General features: G+C 58.2%; 22 protein-coding genes, 1 tRNA gene, 2 pseudogenes and 1 riboswitch. Of the genes and pseudogenes, 11 read left to right on the top strand and 14 right to left on the bottom strand.

Annotated elements, in window-relative coordinates; all coding sequences use genetic code 11:
* Window positions 1-89 precede the first annotated feature (89 nt).
* Window positions 90-264, bottom strand: a riboswitch (cobalamin riboswitch).
* 26 nt (window positions 265-290) lie between these two features.
* The 4 genes from hemG to purS form a co-directional block, all read right to left on the bottom strand.
* A complete protein-coding gene (gene hemG, locus RBB80_RS02860; protein ID WP_433966822.1) occupies window positions 291-1,703 on the bottom strand; it encodes a protoporphyrinogen oxidase in 1,413 nt (470 codons plus the stop codon).
* Between the two features lie 80 nt (window positions 1,704-1,783).
* Window positions 1,784-2,821: a ferrochelatase gene (gene hemH / locus RBB80_RS02855; RefSeq protein ID WP_433966821.1), complete on the bottom strand. Its 1,038-nt coding sequence runs from the start codon at window positions 2,819-2,821 to the stop codon at window positions 1,784-1,786.
* Window positions 2,818-3,927, bottom strand: coding sequence for a uroporphyrinogen decarboxylase (hemE, locus tag RBB80_RS02850; protein WP_433966820.1), 1,110 nt, complete (start codon window positions 3,925-3,927; stop codon window positions 2,818-2,820). The genes hemH and hemE overlap by 4 nt, the downstream gene beginning before the upstream one ends.
* Window positions 3,928-4,059: 132 nt before the next feature.
* Complete coding sequence (gene purS, locus RBB80_RS02845; RefSeq protein ID WP_179581391.1) at window positions 4,060-4,305, bottom strand: phosphoribosylformylglycinamidine synthase subunit PurS; 246 nt, start codon at window positions 4,303-4,305, stop codon at window positions 4,060-4,062.
* A 311-nt stretch (window positions 4,306-4,616) separates the two neighbouring features.
* On the opposite strand from purS, the gene RBB80_RS02840 reads away from it, so the two are divergent.
* A complete protein-coding gene (locus tag RBB80_RS02840; protein WP_433970067.1) occupies window positions 4,617-5,000 on the top strand; it encodes an inorganic diphosphatase in 384 nt (127 codons plus the stop codon).
* A gap of 148 nt (window positions 5,001-5,148) precedes the next feature.
* On the opposite strand, the gene RBB80_RS02835 is transcribed toward RBB80_RS02840, so the two are convergent.
* The gene (locus RBB80_RS02835; RefSeq protein WP_433966819.1) at window positions 5,149-6,459 is read right to left on the bottom strand and encodes an APC family permease; all 1,311 of its coding nucleotides are present in this window, start codon (window positions 6,457-6,459) and stop codon (window positions 5,149-5,151) included.
* Window positions 6,460-6,963: 504 nt separating this feature from the next.
* Here RBB80_RS02835 and RBB80_RS02830 point away from each other — a divergent pair.
* Together RBB80_RS02830 and RBB80_RS02825 are read left to right on the top strand one after the other, a co-directional pair.
* A tRNA-Ser gene (locus RBB80_RS02830) sits at window positions 6,964-7,055 on the top strand.
* 113 nt (window positions 7,056-7,168) lie between these two features.
* Window positions 7,169-8,392 carry a tyrosine-type recombinase/integrase gene (locus RBB80_RS02825; RefSeq protein ID WP_433966818.1) on the top strand — a complete coding sequence of 408 codons (1,224 nt, stop codon included), beginning with the start codon at window positions 7,169-7,171 and terminating at the stop codon, window positions 8,390-8,392.
* Window positions 8,393-9,376: 984 nt separating this feature from the next.
* Here RBB80_RS02825 and RBB80_RS02820 read toward each other — a convergent pair.
* Entirely contained in the window at window positions 9,377-10,264 is an 888-nt protein-coding gene (locus tag RBB80_RS02820; protein ID WP_433966817.1) for a hypothetical protein, read from the bottom strand.
* Between the two features lie 16 nt (window positions 10,265-10,280).
* Window positions 10,281-11,015 carry an Ig-like domain-containing protein gene (locus tag RBB80_RS02815; RefSeq protein ID WP_433966816.1) on the bottom strand — a complete coding sequence of 245 codons (735 nt, stop codon included), beginning with the start codon at window positions 11,013-11,015 and terminating at the stop codon, window positions 10,281-10,283.
* A gap of 182 nt (window positions 11,016-11,197) precedes the next feature.
* Between RBB80_RS02815 and RBB80_RS02810 the strand changes: the two are divergent.
* From RBB80_RS02810 to RBB80_RS02800, 3 genes and pseudogenes are all read left to right on the top strand, one after another.
* Window positions 11,198-12,384: pseudogene (locus RBB80_RS02810) on the top strand (IS91 family transposase).
* A 54-nt stretch (window positions 12,385-12,438) separates the two neighbouring features.
* Window positions 12,439-12,705, top strand: a complete 267-nt coding sequence (locus RBB80_RS02805) for a hypothetical protein (RefSeq protein WP_433966815.1) — start codon at window positions 12,439-12,441, stop codon at window positions 12,703-12,705.
* A 55-nt stretch (window positions 12,706-12,760) separates the two neighbouring features.
* On the top strand, window positions 12,761-14,173 hold the full coding sequence (locus RBB80_RS02800) for an APC family permease (RefSeq protein ID WP_433966814.1): 1,413 nt from the start codon (window positions 12,761-12,763) through the stop codon (window positions 14,171-14,173).
* Window positions 14,174-14,541: 368 nt separating this feature from the next.
* Here the strand turns inward: RBB80_RS02800 and RBB80_RS02795 are convergent, their stop codons facing one another.
* The 3 genes from RBB80_RS02795 to RBB80_RS02785 are packed head-to-tail and all read right to left on the bottom strand — an operon-like array spanning window position 14,542 to window position 16,492.
* On the bottom strand, window positions 14,542-15,291 hold the full coding sequence (locus tag RBB80_RS02795) for a tetratricopeptide repeat protein (protein WP_433970066.1): 750 nt from the start codon (window positions 15,289-15,291) through the stop codon (window positions 14,542-14,544).
* Complete coding sequence (locus RBB80_RS02790; protein WP_433966813.1) at window positions 15,288-15,944, bottom strand: hypothetical protein; 657 nt, start codon at window positions 15,942-15,944, stop codon at window positions 15,288-15,290. Before RBB80_RS02790 ends, RBB80_RS02795 begins: the two co-directional genes overlap by 4 nt.
* A gap of 44 nt (window positions 15,945-15,988) precedes the next feature.
* Entirely contained in the window at window positions 15,989-16,492 is a 504-nt protein-coding gene (locus tag RBB80_RS02785; protein ID WP_433966812.1) for a winged helix-turn-helix domain-containing protein, read from the bottom strand.
* A gap of 495 nt (window positions 16,493-16,987) precedes the next feature.
* On the opposite strand from RBB80_RS02785, the gene RBB80_RS02780 reads away from it, so the two are divergent.
* From RBB80_RS02780 to RBB80_RS02760, 5 genes are all read left to right on the top strand, one after another.
* Window positions 16,988-17,491 (top strand): hypothetical protein, encoded by a 504-nt coding sequence (locus RBB80_RS02780; RefSeq protein ID WP_433966811.1) that lies wholly within the window; start codon window positions 16,988-16,990, stop codon window positions 17,489-17,491.
* A 153-nt stretch (window positions 17,492-17,644) separates the two neighbouring features.
* Window positions 17,645-18,268 carry an IS6 family transposase gene (locus RBB80_RS02775; RefSeq protein WP_433966810.1) on the top strand — a complete coding sequence of 208 codons (624 nt, stop codon included), beginning with the start codon at window positions 17,645-17,647 and terminating at the stop codon, window positions 18,266-18,268.
* Window positions 18,154-18,399 (top strand): GAF domain-containing protein, encoded by a 246-nt coding sequence (locus RBB80_RS02770; RefSeq protein ID WP_433966809.1) that lies wholly within the window; start codon window positions 18,154-18,156, stop codon window positions 18,397-18,399. The genes RBB80_RS02775 and RBB80_RS02770 overlap by 115 nt, the downstream gene beginning before the upstream one ends.
* Window positions 18,374-19,114, top strand: coding sequence for a PP2C family protein-serine/threonine phosphatase (locus RBB80_RS02765; protein ID WP_433966808.1), 741 nt, complete (start codon window positions 18,374-18,376; stop codon window positions 19,112-19,114). The genes RBB80_RS02770 and RBB80_RS02765 overlap by 26 nt, the downstream gene beginning before the upstream one ends.
* A 320-nt stretch (window positions 19,115-19,434) precedes the next feature.
* On the top strand, window positions 19,435-20,241 hold the full coding sequence (locus RBB80_RS02760; protein WP_433966807.1) for a CPBP family glutamic-type intramembrane protease: 807 nt from the start codon (window positions 19,435-19,437) through the stop codon (window positions 20,239-20,241).
* A gap of 112 nt (window positions 20,242-20,353) precedes the next feature.
* Here RBB80_RS02760 and RBB80_RS02755 read toward each other — a convergent pair whose 3' ends face one another.
* The 4 genes and pseudogenes from RBB80_RS02755 to RBB80_RS02740 form a co-directional block, all read right to left on the bottom strand.
* Window positions 20,354-21,229, bottom strand: coding sequence for an alpha/beta fold hydrolase (locus RBB80_RS02755; protein ID WP_433966806.1), 876 nt, complete (start codon window positions 21,227-21,229; stop codon window positions 20,354-20,356).
* 441 nt (window positions 21,230-21,670) lie between these two features.
* On the bottom strand, window positions 21,671-22,255 hold the full coding sequence (locus RBB80_RS02750; RefSeq protein WP_433966805.1) for a hypothetical protein: 585 nt from the start codon (window positions 22,253-22,255) through the stop codon (window positions 21,671-21,673).
* A gap of 48 nt (window positions 22,256-22,303) precedes the next feature.
* Window positions 22,304-22,372: pseudogene (locus RBB80_RS02745) on the bottom strand (hypothetical protein); the annotation flags it as partial.
* Complete coding sequence (locus tag RBB80_RS02740) at window positions 22,372-22,806, bottom strand: Ig-like domain-containing protein (protein ID WP_433970065.1); 435 nt, start codon at window positions 22,804-22,806, stop codon at window positions 22,372-22,374. The gene RBB80_RS02740 and the pseudogene RBB80_RS02745, both read right to left, overlap by 1 nt.
* Window positions 22,807-22,908: the final 102 nt, after the last annotated feature.

The raw sequence follows: 22,908 nt of genomic DNA, 5'->3' as shown, positions 1-22,908 counted from the left end.
AGCAGAGCGGGATTGAATTTAGGCAGCGCTCGGGCAGACCTATCAAAGTCAGCGAGAATGCTCTCCAGCTCTCCCAGCGAAGCTGAATTAAGCCTGGTCGGCCACCGGCAGGTCTCCTGACTTACGCTTCGTCGAGCTTTGACTCACCTTCCCAGGACGAATCCCAGTGGCTTAGTACCAATCGTCAAAACTCTCAGCGCTTACAGTTACGGGGTAGCGACGGATTCACACCGTCTTCCCAACACCAGTGTAGAAAAAGACTATCCCGGCCATTGCGCTGGGTCAAATCTTTACAACTCTGCGACCTCCGCTGGACCTTCGCTCTCCCTCGCCATCCGCCGCGCCGCTACCCGAGCATCGCGCACTAGATCGGGAACACCCACGCCATGGTACCCGTTGCCGAGCAGCGATAATCCATCGAGCGCACCCACTCGCTCGTCGAGCTTCGCCATCCGCTCCAGATGCCCCACGGCATACTGCGGAAGACTGCGAGGCCAACGTCGAACGATAGTCACCTGCGGCTCCGGCAGCGGCCCCAGAATCCTCGCCAGCTCCATCCGCGCGACCGCGGCGATCTCGTCATTGCCGCATCGCATCAACCGTTCGGCAGCCTTGCCTCCAAAGAAGCCACGCACCAGTCGCCCACCCTCCGGCACACGGTCTTCAAACTTCTGATCGACAAAGGTCGCCGCAAGCAGCAGACTGTCAAAGCCCGGCGGCACCAGAAAGCCAAACCCAGGCGGAACAGGAAATTTCGCGGCGTCAGGAAAGCCAAATGCCACCACCACTGCTGAGCTTGCGTCCATCTCCATTAACGGAGCCAACTCGGGATCCACCGGAGACAGCAGGGAACACGCAACATCAACTGGCGCAGCCATCATCACTGCGTCGAAGCGCTCTACACCTCGTGTCGTTCCTACCAGCCAGCCCTCTTCACCGTACGAGATAAACCTCACCTCCGCGGCCAGCCGAATCCAGTCTTCGGGAATCGCTGCGATCACACGATCCACCAGCGTTCCCATCCCGCTACGCAATGTTGTAAACACGGAGTCCTTCTTCGCCGCCAAACTCCTCGCCTGCGTTGCGCTGATCAAACTGCCATGCTCTCGCTCCATCGCGACAAAGGCACCCATCACCGCACGCACGCTCAACCTCGTCACATCACCGCCAAACACCCCACTCAGAAGCGGTGCTCCTAGCTTCGCCAGCACCTCATCCCCAAAGTGGCGTCGAACAAACTCCGCAACACTCTCATCGCCACCCGGAGATGACATTCGCAGCTCTTCGGCCCTTCCAAGCTCTTCGTGATAAGCCTGCTTCGCCTCCGCGCTAAATAGTTCTGAAGCATCCATCGCATCGAGATCAACCGGCACCATCATCCGCATACCATCCGGCATCGCCTGCAGCTTCTTGTCGACCAGCACATAGGTCTTGCGCGTCGCGTCATTCGACGGCATCACCTCATCGCTCAGACCAAGCTCTTCTGCCAGCTCTCGCGCCCAGGGCTTTTCCGTTACCCAGGCGTCGGGCCCGCATTCAATGACGAATCCGCCTTCATGCACCGTCTCAATGATTCCACCTAGTCGCGTCGACGCTTCGAACAATACCACCTGCAGCGATGCCCCTTTGCGAACCAGCCGCGCAAGCTCATACGCCGCTGTCAGACCGGCTACCCCACCGCCCACAATTGCAACGCGCTTCATCTTCTCTCCAGAAAAAACATTTCGCCAATAAAAAAGCGAAGGCCAGAGCCCCCGCCGCCGGCCCTCAAGACAGCCTATACCTACGCCGGAACCATTACCTCATCCACCGTAGCCTTGTACTTCCCGGAGACGACGTCCACCAGCGCCTCCACCAGCACCTTGGAGTCATTCAAACTCTCGGCCCGCCACAACTTCAGGCCCAGCTCGCTAGCCATCTGACGAAAAGCAATGTCGATGTCGTACAGAATCTCCACGTGATCACAGAGAAATCCAACCGGCTGCATCACTACACCCACATGCCCTTCTGCTTTGATCGCTTTGAGCGTGTCCTCCACCGTCGGTCCAATCCACGGACCACCGCTCATACCCTGGCTTTGAAACGCGAAGTGCCAGTCCCTCTCGTGAAAGCCAACTGCAGCCATACGCTCCGCCACCATCTGCGCGGTACGCTTGGCCTCCACCGGGTAGGGGTCTGGCGAATCCTGCTCAGGTGTACCGGGCCTCGCTCCTGCAATGGAAGCCTCGCCGGTCATGATCGTTCGGCACGGCACGCTGTGCGCCGTAAACAACACTGGCACTCGCTGTCCTGAGTCAGCGCAAGCTTCAGCCCAAACGGGCCCCAGTTTTTCGGCAAACGCCTCCGCCAGCAGTGGACTCTCCGCCCATCCAGCGACAAACTCGACCTCAATACCAGTCGCCGCAGAGAGCACAGCCTTCCGGTACAGTCCCACGCTGGTCCGCGAGTTCTGCGGAGCCAGACACACGGCTTTGATTCGTGTCACACCATCCCGCCGCATCTCCGCTACGGTGTCTGCAATATAAGGATGCCAGTTGCGCATGCCGACATATACCTTGCCCGCGCCCAGCACATGCTCCAGCATGTGTGCCTGAATCATCGTCCACTTCGTCAGGGGCGGAGGTTCCAACCCAGGCGTCTCTTGTAGTCCGATCTGCGCATATCGATGCTGCAGCTCCTTCACAACTTCTTCCGGCATTGCCCGGCCGCCGGTTACCTTACTTAGATACTCTGCCATCTCCCCCAGCATGTCCGGCGTGCCATGCGCCAGCAGCAGCACTGCGCTCTTAGCTGTCTCGGAACTCCCCGTCGTTTCGCTCACAGCGTGCTCAGCTCCTTCACCCACTCCACCACCTGAATCACATTTTCGACTCGCGTTCCAGGCACAATGCCATGGCCCAGATTGAAGATGTGTCCCGGCCGTCCAGCAGCGGCAGCCAGAATCTCGCGCACCTGCTCCTTCAGCACATCTTCATTAGCAAACAATGCAATCGGATCAAGATTGCCCTGCACCGCGCAGCCCCCGCCGACCGCTTTCCAGCCTGCATCCAGCGGCGTCCGCCAGTCCAGCCCAATCACATCCGCTCCCGTCTCACTCATCGCAGGCAGCAGGGAAGCGGTCTCCACGCCAAAGTAGATCACCGGCACTCCCAGCGCCTTGATGCGCTGCACCAGCTCCGTCGTCCATCCAAGACAGTACCGCCGATAGTCCCGAACGCTCAGTTTTCCCACCCAGCTATCGAAGACCTGGATGACATCCGCGCCTGCCTCCACCTGCTGCTGCGCATAAGCAACCAAAACAGTAACAATCTTCTCCATCAGCAGAGACCACGCGGCTCCATCGGAGTACATCATCTTCTTCGTTTCGATGTAGTTGCGGTCCCCGCCACCCTGCTTGCCGCCCTCAATCATGTATCCAGCCAGCGTCCACGGAGCCCCGCAGAATCCAATGATTCCAAGCTCATCCCCATCGGCGCGCGGAGCGGCAAAGTGCTTCGCAACCTTTTCAATCGCCTGAGCCACGTATTGCAGCTCCTCAACGCGGTCAGTCCGCAGCGCCTTTACATGCTCCAGAGAGCGCACTGGCGTATGAACAACCGGCCCTTCGCCCGCAACGAACTCGAAGTCCAGCCCCATCGGCGTAAACGGCAACAGCAGATCGGCAAAGATAATCGCAGCATCCACACCCAGCCGCTCAGCGGCCGTAATCGTCACCTCCGCCGCAATCTCCGGAGTCCGGCAGATTTCCAGTAGAGAATGGTGCTTCCGCACGGCCATATACTCTGCCATGTACCGCCCTGCCTGCCGCAAAAACCACACCGGCGTTCTGTCTACCGGCCGACGCAGGCACGCCCGCACAAAGCGGCTGCCGCCGGATCCTGCATCAGCAGACGTCACTGCCGCACCTTCCACGATCGCATCACTCAAAAGGTCCGTCCTCTATAACCTTTAAGCCTAGCACCCGCAGCTCGTCGCGCGAACTCGCGTCAGCCGTAGCTATTCATGACACCCTAAAATTTCCGTCAATTTAGCGTCGAATACCGGCCAAAAGATCCGCGCTCAGGCCTCCAGCCGGAACGTAAACTCTTCGATCACAGGGTTTGTCAACACCTCACGCGCAATCCGTTCCACCTCAGCCTGCGCAGCGCTCTGTTCCAATCCATTCTCCAAGGTCAGCAGAAAATACTTCCCCTGCCGTACATCGGCAACGCCGCGATATTCCATCCGCCGCAATGCATCTGCAACCGTCTGCCCCTGGGCATCCAGCACCGTTCGTTTCAGCGTGACATAGACATGAGCCTTCATCTTGTCTGATTATAGACAAGGTGCAGCCTTCGCCCTCAATCGAGGTCACGGCCCTCCACCAGGCAAGCACGGCCATTTGAAATACCACGCCAGCCACGCCTAAATTTCTAACGGACAAGAGAAGAGACACCAGCCTTTATGACGAACTACCTGGAACTCCCCGTAGGGGCTAACAGCCCCGAGGTCATCAACGCAGTCATCGAAATCCCCTACGAGGGTGTCAACAAGTACGAGTACGACAAAGAACTCCACGTCTTCCGTCTCGACCGCAATCTCTACTCCCCGTCCACTATCCTGGCGACTACGGCTTCATCCCCAGCACCCTCGGCGACGACGGCGACCCCCTTGACTGCCTCGTCCTCGTCGACACCCCCAGCTTCTCCGGCTGCGTCATGCAGGTTCGCCCCATCGGCGTCCTCGAGATGCTCGACCAGGGCATCGGCGACGAGAAGGTTCTCTGCGTCGGCCAGGACAATCCGCGCTACAAAGACGTCTGGAACTTCTCCGAGATCTACCCCCACATGCTCAAGGAGATCACCCACTTCTTCGCCATCTACAAGGACCTCGAAGGCAAGCGTGTCGAAGTCAAAGGCTGGCGCGACGCCTCCTTCGCCCGCAACAAGGTCCTCGAAGCCCAGCAGCGCTTCCTCGACAACAAGACCAACCCCATCCCCAAGCCAGTCCCAAAGAAATAGCCAAGCCCGACCGACGGGAGGGACCCAGGCACCGCGTCCCTCCCAAGACCGGTACACAAGTCACGAAGTGACCGCCCCGCGCGCAGCGGGTCCGGCAGGACCAGCTCTTTTCACGTACCCAAACGCCCCCGACGCACCGCCCGCGCCATCAGATAAACCATCGGCCCCGCCGCGGCCACAATCCCCGCAAACCCCAGCGCCGGCAACCCAGCCACCTGCTCCCCCGCGCCGCCCACAGCGCAAACCCGATCAGCAGCACCGGCCCAACCCCCATCCCCACCGCCCCCCAAACCCCACCCGGTACCTTGAACGGCCTCGCCAACCCCGGCTCCTTCACCCGCAACACCACCAGAGCCACAAACTCCAGTATCAGCGCCGCCCCATACAGCACCAGGTCAATCGAGATCAGCCGCTCAAACGACAACCGCAGCGCCAGCGCCCACCCCACCGAGCACACCGCAACACTCACCCACGGCACGCCCCATCGATTCTTCCGCTCCACCACCTCCGGCAGCAGGCCTTCCTCGGCCAGCGCATACGGCACCCGCGTATAGCTCATCATCAGCGCGTTGAACATCCCTCCGCCATTGATCATCCCGCCCAGCACCACGCACAGCGCCAGCCACGGCCCCACCAGCTCCCTCGCCGCATCCGTCCACGCCCCCGTAGAAAACCGTGCCGCCGGAATCCCCGCCAAACCCACCGCCGCCAGCGGCAGCACATACGTCAGCGCCACCAGCCCCGCTGCCATCAGCATTGCGCGAGGATAGTTCCTCTGCGGCTCCTCCACCTCCTGCGCCACCGTAGACGCGTTATCCCACCCCATGTAGTTCCAGAGCGTCACCGACACCGCCCCGGCCCAATCCGCCCGAGCCAAACCCGCGCCCGCCATCGGAATCCCCATCCCCGCCATCCCAAGCCCACCCCCGCCCACCAAGCCCTTCCACAACCCCACCGCCGTCAGCACCACAAACGGCGACAGCAGCACGCAAAACAGTCCCACCGACCCCTCGCCCACCGCCCGCGCGCCCCGCAGATTCCAAACCATACACACCACCACCACCGCCAGCGCCCACCCCGTCCCCCGATACCCCGACGTCCACGCCGGTTCAATCCTCCCCACGTACAGCACAAAGATCGTTGGGTAGATCGCCATATCGAACACGCTCGCCGCCAGGCTCAGCCACGCCTCCTGGAACCCCCAGAACTCCCCCATCGCCCGCCGCACCCACCGGTAGTACCCACCCTCCTCCGGTATCGCCGCCGCCAGTTCCCCCACCATCAAACTCGTCGGCAAACTCCAAACCACCGGAATCACCAGCAGCAGCAGCAGCGCCCGCCCATACCCCGCCATGCCAATCACGTCTTCCAGCCCATACGGCCCACCCGAGACCATAAAGTAAGTCGCCGCAATCAGCGGCAGCAGCCGCATCTTCCCACCGCCCCCTGCCCGGCCCACACTCCCACCCCACCTGCCTCTATCCAATCCGCCCGCCTCCCTCATAACCAACCCAGGCACAATCCCTCGCCAACGCCTTCAAACTCCTTCACGTCCGTCATCCTGAGCGCAGAGAAGGATCCCTGTATCGGTTGTTGATTGTTTTACCGTCCCATTCACTCCCGAGCCTAGCGGAATCGCAAGCCGTCGCGCACTTCGTCTTTGTCTGAGCCTTTTGGTTGTAACCCCCGAGCGGAATCTGCCGCTGCCCGTTCTTCTCGGTTGTCATTCCCCGAGGGGGATCTGCGCTTGCTCTGGTGTCTTTTTGCTTGCATTCCGCAATGACCCGCCGTTGCATGTTCTTCTTGTTGTCATCCCGAAGGGATCCTGCGGTTGCCTCTCAACCGTCTCCCAGAGCAATCCCCCCATGGCATCACAGCAGCACCTTGTCTTCCTCCCCCAGCCTCAAGCTATAATGACCACAGCCGGGCATCGCCGATAGACGATGCTCACCGCAACACAGACGGAGAGTTGGCCGAGTGGCTGAAGGCGGCGGTTTGCTAAACCGTTATAGGGCGAAAGCTCTATCGGGGGTTCGAATCCCCCATTCTCCGCCATTACTTTAGAATCAATAACTTACGACACTGGCTACAGTATTGGCTACACAATCGTAAGGTGATAATCGGTACGAGTCGCTCCTGACGGGTATTTACCTGTGAGGAGTTCCGAGATGCCGGTAGCTGCAGTCCGACTAAAAATTCGAGCGAGGCTTCCCAGCGGAAGCCGCGCCTACGTTGATCCCGTTTTTTCCCCCAATGGAAAGTTGAAGCCGCTCTACGCTGTCGTAGACGGCAAGCCTGAGCATCATCCGGAAGGCATTTACAATCTGCGGTACCTCAAAGCTGGCAAACGCGTGTGGCATGCCGTTGGCACTGACGCCCAACTTGCCCTGACCGCCAAGCTGCGAGTCGAACATAAGCTTCAGTCAGTCTCCCTGGGCCTCACCGATCCCGATCCCATCAAGACGTCGGGCAAGACCGACCTCGCCGCTGCCATTAAGGAATATCTCAGCGACACCGCCAAGGGAAAATCAAAGCGGACCCTCTACGCCTACACCCGCACCCTCAACGTCTTCGCATCGACCTGCTCCCGGCAGCACATGGAACAGATCAACCGGCGGGACGTCCTCAACTACCTCGACCATCTGAAGACCTCCGGTAATGTGCCACGCACCGTAGCAAACAACTCCAACTATCTGAAGATCTTCTTCAACCACAATAAAATCAGTTGGCCTCTCGAGAAGACCGACCGAGTAAAGTACACCGAGAAAGCCGTCACCGCCTACGAGTCTCATGAGATCAACGCCCTCTTGGCCGCAGCAGACCAGGAGGAGTCGGAGCTCCTGCAATTCTTTCTCTTCACGGGAGCCCGCGATCAGGAGGTCCAGTACGCCACATGGCGGGACTTGAACTTTACCGCGAAGACCTTCTCGGTGACTGAGAAGCTTGACCTCGCCTTCACTCCGAAAGATAAGGAGGAAGGGGAGATTCCCATTCCCGATTCGCTGGTCGATAAGCTCCGCATCCGCCGCAGCAGATATCCAGACACCCGGCTCATTTTTCCCGGCATCGGCGGGAAACCGAACGGCCACTTCCTGCGCACTTTCAAGAGTCTCGCTCTTCGTGCAGGCATGAACTGCGGACACTGCTACAACAAGGCGGGAAAATGCTGCGCAACAAAGCCGGTGTGCAAACGCTTCGAGCTCCATCGGTTCCGCAAGACGTTCGCGACAATGCACCATGAGGCCGGAATTTCAGCGCGTACTATTCAATCCTGGTTGAGACATTCTGACCTGGAGACCACTTTAAAGTACCTTGCTGCTTGCGACCATAAGAGCGTGAAGACCCGTGAGCAGGTCAACAACACCTTCGCATTCGTCAGGGGTGCCGCATGAGTTGAACCTTCCAAGGCGCCGGAGACCCATTTGCTGGTTGCAATGGAATGCTGCCACTGAGCGCAACATTATGCTGCCACTGGCGGCACGGCGACTCCGGTTGGAGCAACAGACAGTAAGGTGCGGTTTGCCCGTCATTCGCCAAGAACTCAAATGTGGAATTTCTATGAGTGCACACCTCGACGAGGTCGCGGTAGGGACGATCATTGCTGATCGCCCCCGCACAGATCCGTACGAGCGCTCATTAGCGCATACGGCTCTTATCTCGGATGATTGGCGGCAAGGGATCAAAAACTCGCTTTCCGCACACCCGCCAGCCCCGGTGACACGCGTGTCCCGCTCTGTGTCGGGCGCGTGCTGGACTGATGGATGTTCTCCTTGATCAGCGGCCTTCCCTCCTCACTCTCCGCCATCGACTACTCGATCTTGTCCGAATGATTCATCGGTACTATGCCGCTGTCCGACTCCTCGGTTACGTACATGCGGGTCGTGCGGCCTGAGCCTTCACCCGCCGTCCTGCTTGCTGGTTAGGCAGCAGGCGTCTCCGAGGTCTCCCGGTTCTCGTGCATGAAGCTTCCAGACGTGTCTGGGGTCTTCGACTACGCAGGACCGACAAGGGACTTGCGATATCGCCCCCCGCCGTTTTGCCTTCCACCAACTCAAAAGTGTCAGCATCCTGATTGCATCTTTTCGGAGCTCAATACCCAGCCCGCCTGTACCCCTGTTTACGCTTCGCCATGCGCCTCACGACACACAACGCAAAACTCGGGCCCGAGTGGTTCGCTATTCCTTTCTCGTAGGACTCTTGCATTCCCTGCTTCATGCCGGTTTATCCCGGCGCACTGAGTTGGCGATTTACCGCCAATTGACACGGGGACAGAGAGCAGTCGCAGCTCTTCGAAATTACCGAAAACCGCCGCCTTTTTCGTTCATTATTGGGTGGCTGTGCGACAGAAGCCGATCAATTCGGCGCGATGATACCCGTCACGGCGCCGGAGACTGCAGGGCTTGAAGGTTGGAATCCGCCAGGGCCTTGACCGCAGGAAGCAGCTTGTAGTTCGGGTTCAGATAGATTTCTACGAACTTATGCCCATACCCTGTGTCACTCGAGAGGGCAGCCAGGATGGGCCCGTCTGTGTTAGCCGGTTCTACGTTGCCCAGCGCCAATGTCACTGCCTGAATCACCAGGTCTGTCGTCGATGTCACGTATCTGCCCTGCGGATCCCTCACCGTCGCAGTGGGTGTCGCAACCGCCACAGTCCGCAGGCTGTCGGCCTTCAGCTGAGGCTTGACGGCATCGTACGCCGCGTTGAGATAAACGTTGCCTTGCGAATGTGCGACTACAAGCGTCTTTTTCTGCTGAGCGTAATACGTGGTCAACGCGCTCACAAACTGATCTACGGCCGGCTGGAACTCTTTATTTGAGTTTACGTTCTTCACGTTACTCGACACATCATTCATAAAAGTCGTTTTTAGATCGCTCACCAAACTACTGAGCGACGGATTCTCTGCGACTGCGAGGTCGCTGATGGCGCCACCTCCACCGTCGAGCGTGTCCCAGATGAGCTCCCACCGGTCCGTCAGCCCGGGTGACGACTGCACTCGTAGCGCGAACGCGTTGATAACGTCCTGCATTAGTCCATCGGTTGGCGTGTAGAAGAGCGTGTAACTCACGGGCTGGCTATTATATTGGGCGCCATACACAGCGCTGAGAGCATCCATACCATCCTGCGCCCCGATGGGATCGGTACTAAGCCCATTGATATAAGCGATGGCGTACCCCGGCCCTGTGCCTGGATTCTGCGCCGCAGACGAGAGCGGGGATAAAGGAAGTAAAACGGATATCGTAAGGGCGGCCAGTTTCTTCAGCATCGGGCCCTCCTCAATTTCATTTGCAGACCGTCCCGGTTGGCTGCGGATACACTGCACCGCTTGCATTGTGAGAAAAACCCGCGAAAGCCATTACCCGCGGCTGCGTGTTCAGGGTGAAGGCCTTGATCTGCTTGGTGTACTTGGTCGAGTCTGCGCCAAGCTGCGAAAAGACGCACTCCTGGCCGCGATGAAGTTCTACCGCATTCGAATTCGCCGAGGTTCTGTCCGGTGAGCTCAGTATCGCGACCTGGAGCGCCGCGGCAAACTGCGTCAGCGCCTTTGTCTGACTCGCAGTCAAACCAAAGCCCGCTATCACCTGGTCAATATCATCGCGAACCCCGTTGTTGTCCTTGTCCGGTCCTGCTGCGTCACTGGACCTGTCAAGAGTCGCAAGAACAGTTTCAACGTTCGTAGCACTGGTTCCATTCACAGAACCCACGGCGGCCGAGATAGTGGCGCTCCCGGGAGCCACGCCCTTCACGAGGCCACTGCTATCCACCGTGGCCACAGCCGTATTGGAAGAGCTCCATGTAGTGCCGGCTGGCGCGGATGCCGTCGATCCATCGGAGTAGGTCGCCGTCGCGGAGAACTGTTGCTGCTTTCCCATCAGGATGGTGGTCGATCCTGGGGATACCGAGATAGTCTTCACGGCCGCCGCTGGAGTCCCGGTCTTGTTTGAGCCACTCCCACAACTGGACACCGCACATATAGTCAGAGACAGAACAATCACAAACCCGAATCGATGCAGCATGGGGCCTCATCTCGTCGGAAAGGGAACACCATCCCCAACCCGCGTAGCCAATGAGCTGATGCTCACCTGCCTCATCGATACGATGTCAGCAACGCACTCCGGGATGCCATGCCTCTAATGTTGATATCAGATGGGATTGATGACGTGAGCTAAGTTATGTGGCAGGGGGTATCTCTCAGCGCATGAACCGACCTTCCCTGGAGATGGCCGACATCGTTCACAGTGCTGGCGACGACTTCATAAAGCGCAGTCGCCAGTGGATCAGCTGGCAACATCAGAAGGTGTTGCTGGCCATCACCTGTTGCCGCACCGCTGCGCTGGGCGGACATCGCGATCGGTGCTCCAGCTGCGGACATTCCGCCATCTCCTACAACTCGTGCCGTAATCGACATTGCCCAGGATGCCAGGGCAACGCCCGGGTGCGGTGGCTCGAAGCCCTCCAACGCGAGTTGCTCCCCACCCGCTACGTGCATGTTGTCTTCACCCTCCCGCGCGAACTGGCCCCACTTGCCCTGCAGAACAAGCGGCTGATTTATAACCTGCTGTTCCACTCCAGCGCCGCGACCCTGCTCGAGATCGCTCGCGATCCCCGGCACCTCGGCGCCGAGATCGGCTTCTTCAGCGTGCTCCATGCCTGGGACCAGCGCCTGCAGCATCATCCCCATGTCCACTGCGTGCTCGCCGCCGGCGGCCTCGCTCCAGACCACTCCCGGTGGATCTCCTCCCGCCGCTCCTTCTTTCTCCCCATCAAGGTGCTCAGCCGCGTGTTCCGCGGCAAGTTCGTCGCCGGACTCAAGAGCGCCTTCCATACAGGCACACTCCAGTTCTACGGCAACCTCGCACCACTCGCAGCCCAGGGGACCTTTACCTCCTGGCTCAGACTCCTGTTCCGCCACGACTGGGTCGTCTACGCCAAGCGCCTCTTCGGCGGGCCGGAACACGCGCTGCGTTATCTCAGCGCCCACACCCACCGCGTCGCCATCTCCAACCACAGACTCGTTGCCCTCGCCAACGGCAACGTCACCTTCCGCTGGAGAGATTCCGCTCACGCCAACAAGAAGCGGCTCACGTCGACGAGTTCCTGCGCCGCTTCCTCCTCCACCTGCTCCCGCGCGGCTTCGTGCGCATCCGGAACTTCGGCTTCCTCGCCAACCGGTGCCGCGCTGCCCTCCTGCCGCTCTGCTTCCACCTGCTCCACAGCGCTGGACTGCCCCGACAGATAGAGGCAGCGCAGACTTCAACCCATACCCGCTCCGCACCGCTCTGGAACTGCCCTGTCTGTGGGGGAACCATGCACGTCGTCGAACACCTCTCCGCAGCTCAACTCCTGCTTCGCTCTCCTCCGCTGTCCCGCGAGTGTGCCGCATGAACCCACAGTACCAACCTCGACCTGCTTACCTGCCCCGGCACGCACAGAGTCCCTGTGTCGCATCTCGCTCCAACCGCACTCGAGACCACCGCTTCCCACGCTGTCTGCCGCCTCATCCACAAGCTTGCCTCCGCGAACTCTTTCCACAATCCGTATCCGCAGCACGCACCACCGACCTCCGATACCCTCGGCCTCCGCGCAGCACCATTCAAATCCCATAGCAACCCAACTGCCAGCGGCTCCTTCAAACGGCTCTATCCTAACTGCCCGACCGGCGATCCCGGCGACAGCAGGGCTCTGCGTGCTGGGCAGTCAAGATAGAGTCCTAACTCACTCGGGCACGACCTCAAAACCACCCCAGAATCCGAGTACGAGAATGGATCAATGGTTGCCTTCGGCAGTGGTCTTGAGCGCGATAACCGATACAATCCTCATGCATTCTTGGCAGGATCGTGGGCTGACGGAAAGAAGCAGCGCAATGCCTCTAGAGACGAAAAGCCTGGTACGCGCAATCGGTCGTTGGAGCTTGTCTGCATTGATGCTCAATACAATCATTGGTGCGAGCATCTTTGGGCTACCATCTTTGCTCGCCGCCCACCTTGGAAAGTTTAGTCCTGCCGGCTATTTGGTCACGGCGGTCGGGATCGCCGCAATTGCGGCCTGTCTGGCGGAGGTCGCCTCGCAGTTTCGGGAGGCGGGAGGTCCATACTTATATACCAGAGTCTGCTTCGGACCGTTTGCAGCGATCCAGATCGGCTGGCTTACTTGGCTGACACGCATCGTCGCGTCGGCGGCGGCGGCTGATCTTTTCGTTTCATACCTCGCCCAGTTTTTCCCGGCTGTAGAGGCTTGGGCTGTGCGGGCAATGGTGCTCGGGATACTCATCGGATTTCTCGCTGTCGTGAACTATCTTGGCGTGACTAGTGGAACAAGGCTGAGCAACTTCTTAACGATTACAAAAGTGCTTGTCATTCTCTTGTTCATCGTCAGTGGACTGATGGCGCTCCTGCTCCGTCCCGCCGTTCGTGTCATTCCGCAGGCAGTGTCTGTTACCAGCGAGAGTTGGCTAGAAGCCGTTCTGCTGATGATTAACTCATTCGGAGGCTTCGAGGCCGCTCTCTTCGTGTCGGGAGAAACACGCAATCCGCGAAAGGATGCTCCGATTGCGCTCTTGGTCGCTCTGACGAATGCGACCTTTTTGTACGTCAGTGTGCAATACATTGTTATTCATACGCTGCCAACTGCAACGACTGCGGCCAAGCCGGTTGCTGATGCTGCTCAGCATTTCTTGGGATCGTTCGGATCTTCGCTGATCGCAGCGGGCGCTTTGATCTCGGTTTACGGGTATCTCAGCGCGAACATGCTGCACACGCCTCGCCTCACCTTCGCCATGGGAGAGCAAGGGGACTTCCCGGCTCTTTTCGCGGCTGTTCACTCCCGTTTCCGCACTCCCTATGTGTCGATCGCGAGCTTTGCCGTTCTTTTGGTAATTTTCTCGGTTGCAGGCAGTTATGAGTGGAACGCGATACTCTCGGCGATATCGCGACTTTTCATCTACGCGTCCATCGCTGCGGCTCTCCCTGCGCTTCGAAGAAAACAGCCCTATGCCGACGCTTTTCGCCTACCTGCCGGAATATTGTTTGTGGTCCTTGCGCTTCTGTTCACAGGAGTCCTCGTTGTAAACATTCGTCTTGGCGGACTCATTGTTCTCGCAGTTACTTTCGCTCTGGCTTCTTTGAATTGGTTCTGGAGTAAACGACACCCCAGGACTCCGTCGGCATGGACGTAATCGGCAACCTGCATTCCCTGCGGAAGATTCGCCACTCGGGAAGAGAGTCCAACGGTTCACATGATTACAGAGGCGACTCCGTTGATGCGACGATTTATGAGCCACGACCTTAGCTCCTGGATGGTCGGCAACCCTTCCGTTACGCGCACGAACGGCCAACGACGGGGTAAGGTGCGATAGCCCGTAATCCGCCCAGAACCCTGAATCTGGAGAGTCTCGTGTCCGCACTGTTTGGTGAGTGAGTTGGTGATAATGTGCGATTTGAAATCGCCGACTGGTCCGCACTCCCTATGCCAGTACAGGTTCTAAGGTCGTCTTTGGCAACAGTTCGGGGGAGTCACCTTGGCTTTTCTGCTTTGGAATACAAGTCAATGAGAGAAAGGAACATTGCCCCAGATCTTCTGAAATCGTGGCTCCTGCCGCACAAAGTCAAACTTCTCGTCGCGCAGTTCCACCATCACATGCGCATCGGCGCCATAAGCAGCTTCGAGCCATTTGAGTGTGTTCTCTTTATCGTGCAAGTCGGCATAGACATAGACGTATGCGGTGGGCGACACATAGTTTCCAAGTGCGGACTTCGTTTTGAGCTCGCGCACTTGCCGTTCCAGATTGAATCGTCGAGCTGCCTCGGCACTTTTTTGGTAACCAAATCGTTTCAAATCCCTGTGAAACTGATCAGCAATTTCGGTTTCTCCTGAGAGCCTGTAACCCTTCTCCAGTTCCGGAGGCGCAAGATCGAGGTTCCCTGCCTTGTCGTACGAATCGGCGAGTCCGAAATGCACACCCGCGTCATTGGGATCAAAGTCCAACGCTTCTTTAAACGTCGAGATCGCTTCGGTGTAATGCTTATCACGTGCGAGATCGGACGCGTAAATCTTAATCAGAGTGACGGACGCAGGGTCAGTTTTCAGGGCCAGGCGCGCCTGTTCCAGCGCCTCCTCGGTTCGGCCTTTCTGATGGAGGATGTACCGATACCATCGATGTCCAATGGAGTTGCCCGGGTCTTCGGCAATGGCTGTCTTGAGTTCCAATTCGGCGCGATTCCAATCCCAATCCCGCTGCCCATAGAGGTAGCTTTGCGCCGCGTGCGCATCCGCATTGTGCGGGTCGAGTGTCAGGGCCTTTTCCGCCGCCGCGCTCGCCTGGGGAAAGCCGCCGAAGCCGGAAGCACCTGTTCATATTCCAGATGGCAGTAACTCTTCGCGATGCCCGCATGAGCGGCAGCGAATTCCGGATCGAGCGCCGCAGCACGCTGGAAGTGCCGCAGGGCAGCCTGGGCTTGCCAGGCGTTCCATAGAAACTGCCCCTTGAGGTACTCGTCATAAGCGTCAGCGGAGACTGCGGGAACCAATGGCCGACCTGGTCTGTCCGCAGCAGCGTGACCAAGCCGGGCACCAATATCCGACGCAATTCGCGCCACCATCTGAGGTACTTCATTCAAATCGCCCTTATAGCTCCCTGCCCAAACCTGAGTATCGGTGCTGGCAGCAACCAGGTGTGTGTTGACCTTAAAGGAGTTTCCGGTTCGTTGGAGGCTGCTCTCCACAAGAGCATCGACTCCCAATTCGCGGGCGACGATCGGGAGCGGCTTTTGCCAGTTCTTGTATCTCATCACAGAAGTACGCGAGATGACTGGAATACTTGTGTCTCTGGCCAGCGCGGTGATCAATTCGTCTGTAATGCCGTCGGTCACGTATTCCTGAGAGGAGTCTCCAGAGAGATTCGCGAGCGGCAACACCGCGACGGCCTGAAACTTCTCGCTCCCGATCACGCGCCTCGACCTCCTGCTGAAAGCCGTGAATCCGATTGCCGCGCTTAAGGCCACTGCGATGAGCGACATCGCGGCAAACCATCGCTTCCGTCGGGTCCAAAAGGGCGCGACAGGTGCAGGCTCAACCGGCATAGATTCCCCGGGAGGAATCCTTTGGATTCCATCGGGGGCCGGGGGGATTGCGCTTCCTTGTTCTCTAAAATCTGTTCGGCATGCCGGATTGGAGCGATGAACCTGTAGCCCCTCTTGGGAAGCGTTTCAATCCAATCGGGGGACGCGGCCGAATCTCCGAGCACTTCGCGAATCCGGTTTATGCAGTTGTTCAGTCCGTGATCGAAATCAACGAACGTCTCTTCATGCCATAACAGTTCGTGCAACTCCTCACGGGTTACGAGGTGACCGGCGTGCTGGAGAAGGATCACCAGGACCTGGGCGGGCTGGCCGGATAATCGGACCTTTCGTCCGTTCTTAAAGGCCTCACCCGTTGCCAGGTTGACCTCGAAACAGCCGAACAGGACCTTTTCAGCGACTTGTTCCCGGGGAAGCATACGGTTACTCGCTGGCTCCGAAGAGTACCACGCTTGATTCTCTCCATGGCACGTATTTCAGACCGTCACGCCACTGAACGGATAAGTTCCTTGCTCTCAACCATCTCGGCCGATTATGAATTCCCTGAGCTCCCTCCAGTTCTCTAATGATCGTCAGGTCGCGATCTTGTCTCGCACGGGAAGTCGCGCATCCCGCTGCAGCGGAATGGGTAACCAATCGAGGTTTTTCGGAGATTTTTATGATTGTTTGGGGATTGCACGTCCCCGGCAAAACTACGCAAAGTATGCGAGGCGATACTTGCGGGAACCGAATCATTCGCCAACTGTCGGACGACCGGCAGTTCCTTTCTGAACGATCCAATGGATCGTCCAGACCGATCTTCTCATTTTCATTCCACAGGAACAGTGGTCCCGGTCGTGCATTGGTCTGACCGATGTCCACCCGCGAAATCAAAGGAGAGATATATGCGAGAGTCTTTGCTACAGAGATGTCGGATGATTTCCCTAATCGTCGTGGTACTCAGCGTCCTCGCCTGGGAAGCTAAACCTGCTCTAATCGCCCAGGACAGGGCTGCAGAAGCGCTTCAGTATAACGTGGCAAGTATTCGAGGAGATTACGCCGTCGTCAACCACTACGGAGCCAACTTGGCGCTTGGCGTAGGAACTGTACACTTCGATGGAACTGGAATGCTTCGCGGATCCCTCCTCCTAAACAGGCCAACGTCTACCGGAGCTAGAGAACTCGTGCCACTAACTTCCACAGGAACATACAGCGTGAATGGCGACGGGACGGGAACCATTGTTTTGGCAGTTACATTGCCAGACGGTTCGATAAGAACCGCAACAGAAGACTTCGTAATCGCGCGGACCGAGGTGATTCGCCGAATTCCTGTCGCGACGGAAATCGTCGCCGAACAGCGTGAACCCAGTCTTGTTCTTGGGAACGGGGTATTCGTGACACAACATTACACGAGACGCGGGGAAGAGCCGAGGGATTAGCACAATTTCATCTGCCCTTTCGGCACCTGCTCCCGGTTCGCTACCGGAAACATGTAAGCCCCTCTGGGATTCGTTCCAGAGGGGCTCTTAATATGGCTCTGTTGCATTAACTAAGGCCGTGTATGGTGAGAGGTGAGTCGAGGAGTCCAGCAGATGTCCATCTTCAAGCGCCGCCGATTTCCGGTCGAGATCATCCTGGTATGCGTGCGGTGGTATTGCAAGTACGGCATCACGTATCGCGATCTCGCGGAGATGATGCAAGAGCGCGGAGTTGAGGTCGATGCCTCGATGATCTTCCGGTGGGTGCAGTATTACGCGCCTGAGCTCGAAAAGCGCATCCGCTGGTATCAAGGCTACCGCTCGAGCTCCTGGCGGGTGGACGAAACCTATGTTAAGGTCGGTGGACAGTGGAAGTACTTGTTCCGCGCCGTCGACAAGCATGGCCGATTGATCGACTTCATGCTGCTGGACCGCCGTAACGCGTGCGCGGCACACCGCTTCTTGGGCAAGGCACTGAAGACGATGCGCAACTGGCCGCCGCACTCGATCACAACCGATAAGCTGGGCTCCTATCCCAAGGCGATTGGCCAGGCGTCCATGTCGCGTTTGCAGAGGGGTCGGCAACAGTGCAGAATCTACTGCGTACGAACCAGCCTGCAACCGTGTACCGCGACCGCCCGGAAGAATGGTTTACGGACGCTAATTCGGAAGAGAAAGCTCTGCTGCGCCAGATCAATGCCGAGTTACTGCTTCCGATGCCCGGGCGTGCTCGCCTGATAGGTCTGATGACACTCGGACCGAAGAAGTCAGAAGAAGCTTACACGCCGACGGATCTGCGTACGTTGCAATCCGTTGCCGCACAGACAGGGCTGACCCTCGAAGTTGCTGGTCAGAACGCTCGCAGATGAATCAGCGCAAAGAGAACGAATGAATCGAGAAGTCGAGATTGCACGCGAGGTTCAACAACGGCTGTTTCCGCAGAGCATCCCTGAGATTGAGGGAGTGAGTTTGGCAGGAAGGTGCCGTCCCGCGTCCGAAGTTGGCGGCGATTACTACGATCTGATCGAACTGGACGGTGGCAATCTTGGCTTTGCAATTGGTGATGTTTCTGGAAAAGGCATTTCGGCAGCACTCATTATGGCCAGTTTGCGAGCTTCGCTCCTCGGCCTGATCCTTGACGATCCAGGCAATCTCGCGAAGATGATGCAAAAGGTGAATCGTCTTGTCTATGAAGCCTCAACGAGCAGCCGCTACGCGACGTTTTTCTTCGCCATTTTCGATCCTGAGACTCGCGAACTCCGCTATGTCAATGCAGGCCACAATCCGCCCGTACTGGTGAAAAAGGATTCAGGCGAGCTTCAACGTCTTGAAGCTTGTGGCCCAGTGGTTGGGCTGCTCCCATTTGTCGATTACGAAGAACAGTCCTTGATCTTGCAGCCTGGCGACTTATTGATTGCCTACACGGACGGAATCAGCGAGACCATGACTGCCGATGATGAGGAGTCGGGCGAGGATCGGATGCTCGAAGCAGCCCCACAACGCCCCGCTGCTTCGGCATCGGAAGTTATCGAAACAATCTTCCGCGTGGCTGATGAATTCACCGCCGGGGGCCGAACAGCATGATGACATGACGTTGCTCGTCATGAAACTCATCGGGAAATGAACTTTGCATAATTACCGTTCGCTCACTTGACTTCTGGATGGTCGGCAAACAGGAAGTTGGAATGGCGAGGGATGGAAGGTTCCGGATTGCCCGTTACCCGACGAGATACGCGCTGAAGATTCGGCCTGATTTCCGGCAGGTGTTGTGACGTCGAACAAAATGCCGTCAAAGAGGGCAGACCTTGATGTCCCGCAAAATCGGCCTCGGTGCAGGAACTGAGAGGTTGTCTGGATGCTCAGGCCGGCCCCGCATGCTAATATCCTCTCCGAGGCGGCCCAACGTGTCCGCTGCAAACGACATCTCACTCACCGCTGCCATTCCGTTGAACGCGCCTCCTCAGATCCGTGAGCGCGTGGCGAACGGGCGCATCACGTGGACCGGGCCGCTGCTCCTTGTATGCGCACGCCCGCTCCTGCTGGTGGCCTCCCAGGCAGTCGTGGCCCTGATTCTGTTCGCGGCGCATCGTCGCACCCCTTGGCGGGCGGCGGGTGATTGGTGGAATGTCTACGGCACGGTTGTTGACGTGAGTTGTCTGATCGGTCTGCGTTATTTCACACGCAAAGAAGGTATCCGTCTCCGCGATCTCATCGGCCAGATTCGCCTGCGACATGGGCACGACCTGTTCCTCGGCCTGGGATTTTTTGTTGTGATCTTTCCATTTTTTATGGGTGGCAGTTATCTTGCGCGTCGGATGCTATACAGCTCCCCTCATCAGGATCCCAACGCCTATCTTCTCCACGGACACGCCCTGCCCATCTGGGCCATTGTGTACAGCATGACTCTCTGGTGGGTGATTTGGTCGCCCACTGAGGAAACCACCTACCAGGCTTATGCACTACCGCGGTTGGAGGCGCTCACCGGCCGCACTTGGGTAGCTTTCCTAATCGTCGGCTTCTTTTGGACAGTGCAACATTGCGTGCTTCCCTTCGTCCCAGACTGGCGATATCTGCTCTTCCGTTTCATCACATTTCTTCCCGGAGTACTCCTCCTGATCCTGTTTTATCTACGCACACGTCGTGTCGCGCCGCTCATTGTCGCGCACTGGCCCATGGACATTGCGGCAGCCCTGATGACCGCTATCTACTAGCTCTCTCTGCACTACGACTTGCATCGCTACCATCCTCATGCAGTCTCGCCAAGGTGCTATTCGTACTCAGCGGGGGCGTTCGCAACACGCGTTGGAGCCTGGCGCCAAGCTTTCATGCGATCAGAAGGTTCAGAATTTCTTCGAGGTAATTCGATATCAGCGATAAATGGCCCTCGCCAGCGTAAGAAAAGGCATGGCTGTTCGGAATAGCCGCTGCCATGTAGCGCCCCATGGCAATCGGCGCACTCGCATCCATTTCACCATGCCAAAGGTAGACCTCTGATCGTACGTCGTAAGGGCGGAAATCCCAAGGGCCAACCATCAGAGCGGTATCCCACTGCGCCCCGCGCGGTCCGGCACGCAATGCTCCTCTGATCATCGCGATGAATCTATCCTGGAATTCCGGGTGGGTTAGCATCGCTTGGTCGGGAACTGGCAATGTTGCCATGGCCCCTTTAACAATTTGGTGTGGCGCGAAACGCGCCATGATAGCCATTAGTCGTAGCGTGAGTCTGGAAAGCCGAGGCTTGGTACGGGCCAGCTGCATGAACCGAAGGCTGGTCGAGTCTATGCCTGCAGACAGGCCGGGTTCATCAAACGGGGCTGTGCCACTGACGATGCCGACGCGAGTGAGTCGCTCGGGTATTTTCAATGCGCAGGCGGCGGCATACGGGCCACCACCGGAATATCCGAGAACGGCAAAGCGGGCGAGCGCGAGTTGATCTGCGAGTGCGACTACATCGGCGGGCCAGTCCCCTATCTGTCTGCCGGGCTGGAACTCCGAGCGCCCGAGGCCAGGCCGATCTGGGACAATCATGCGGATGTTGAGCCTGTCTGCCAGCACCTCACCACCAAACAGACCGTATTCCAGCTTGCCACTTGGCGAGCCGTGGAAATAAAAGATTGGAGCTCCATCGGGGGCGCCATATTCGTCATAGGCAAGCAGACGGCCACTTGGCAATCGAAGCTGCTGGTTGACCTTAGTCATGATTTCCTGGTCTGCTTACTCCCCGTTCAGCGACAACCCTGGATTGTTCGTCACGTTGCAAATTGCGCCACGAACTCACATCCGTGAAAGGGCGATCCAGATGACTCTACGTTTCGTTTGGCGATAATACTAGGGAAAGAACAGAGATTGCCTGGGGAACGTTACCAGTCCTGCCTTCCCAAACCCACACCCGTTCCGAGCGAACGGTCGGCTAACAGGATGTTAGCCAGCTAGCTGATCAAGGAGAAGAGTAACTTCCGTATAGCCCGTCAACCGGGAGGAGCCGGGAAGCTGGGGAGTCGAACCGCGGAAGCTCAGAGGCGAATACCTGCTACGTTGCAAGCACGGCTTGGATGAGCCTAGCTATCGCGCCAATGATGCCCGTGGTGCCAAACGCCTACAACCGCGAACGGTCCCCGGATCACGCCTGGATGCCAACATTCACTCCACCGTGAGTTTGACGGAAATAGGTGCGGGGTCTGGGACTCCTCCCGTGTTCTTCGATGAGATGGTAATGACGTAGTCTCCGGTGGTTGTGCCCGTTGCGGGGGGCGGTGGCGGAGTTGTCCCACCTCCGGTACTTGCGGCGCCTCCTCCGCATCCAGCCAGGCAGACAACGAACATTGCGAGCAACAGCGGAGAGAGCCTCGACATCTTGCGAAGGCGCGGTGCGAGCACGAAGAGGAGTATGGAACAGAGCGCGAGCATTGGGGCGTGGCGGCCGGGGTTCTTTAGCTTGTTTGCGGTGGTGTTGGAGCTATTCGCTGTGGTTGAAATAATGAGCAAGGAGTCTACATTTCCTGCCGGAAACGGGATGAAGTTTGATGCGAAGGTGCAAGTGGGAGGGTCGTTGACGGCTCCGGTTCCCTGATAGGCCACTTTGCAAGCCAGGTTCACGTTTCCAATGAAGTTGTTGGACTGTGTGAGAAGGATGTTTACTCCGTTCTGCGTGGTGGCGCCAGCCGTGACGGAGAGGGTAGGAGCGGAGGCAGAGATCTGATAGGGAGGATCGGACGAAACGGTCACGGAGGACGCGCTCGAACTGGAGCCCAGGTAGTTCGCGTCGCCGGAGTAGACTGCGCTGAAGCCGTAGGTGCCTGCGGACGATTGCGGCGCCGTGACGAGCGTGGCTTGCGCGTTTATTACTGCGGCTTTGCCCAGACTGGTGGAGCCCTGAAAAATTCAACGGTTCCGGTGGGACTGGGAACTCCGAAGCTGATGAAACCAATCGAAGCGACGTAGGGATCGGCGACACCGGTTGAGACGGACCCGTAGGCGGGACCCACCTGCGTGGTTGTCGGCTCCTTTGTGACTGTGAGGGGCTGGGCGGTGGAGGTCGAACCGAGAAAGTTCGCATCGCCGAGGTAGACGGCCGTCATGGGCGAGGTGCCGACAGTCGCCAACGCAGAGGCCGCGTAGGTCGTTAGCGTTCCGGCAGTCAGCGGGGTAATACTGAGGATGTTGGATCCCTGGTAGAACGCGACGTTGCCGGACGGGGTCATCGCAGACGAGGACGTGGCCGCGACAGTGACGGTGAAAGCATCATTGCCTGCGAGGGCGACTGTGGGCGAAGCGATGGAAAGCGTGACAATGGATGTCGCGAAGTTGTTCGGCGCTCAGCACCTTAGCACGACGAGTGCCGCTGCCGTGATGGCTGGGGCCATTCCGGCGAGACCGAT

This window comes from Tunturiibacter gelidiferens (genome assembly GCF_051013345.1).
GTDB classification, from domain to species: Bacteria; Acidobacteriota; Terriglobia; order Terriglobales; family Acidobacteriaceae; genus Edaphobacter; species Edaphobacter gelidiferens_A.
The sequence above is the reverse complement of the archived record's forward strand: the minus strand, read 5'-3'. Positions and strand labels throughout refer to the sequence as shown.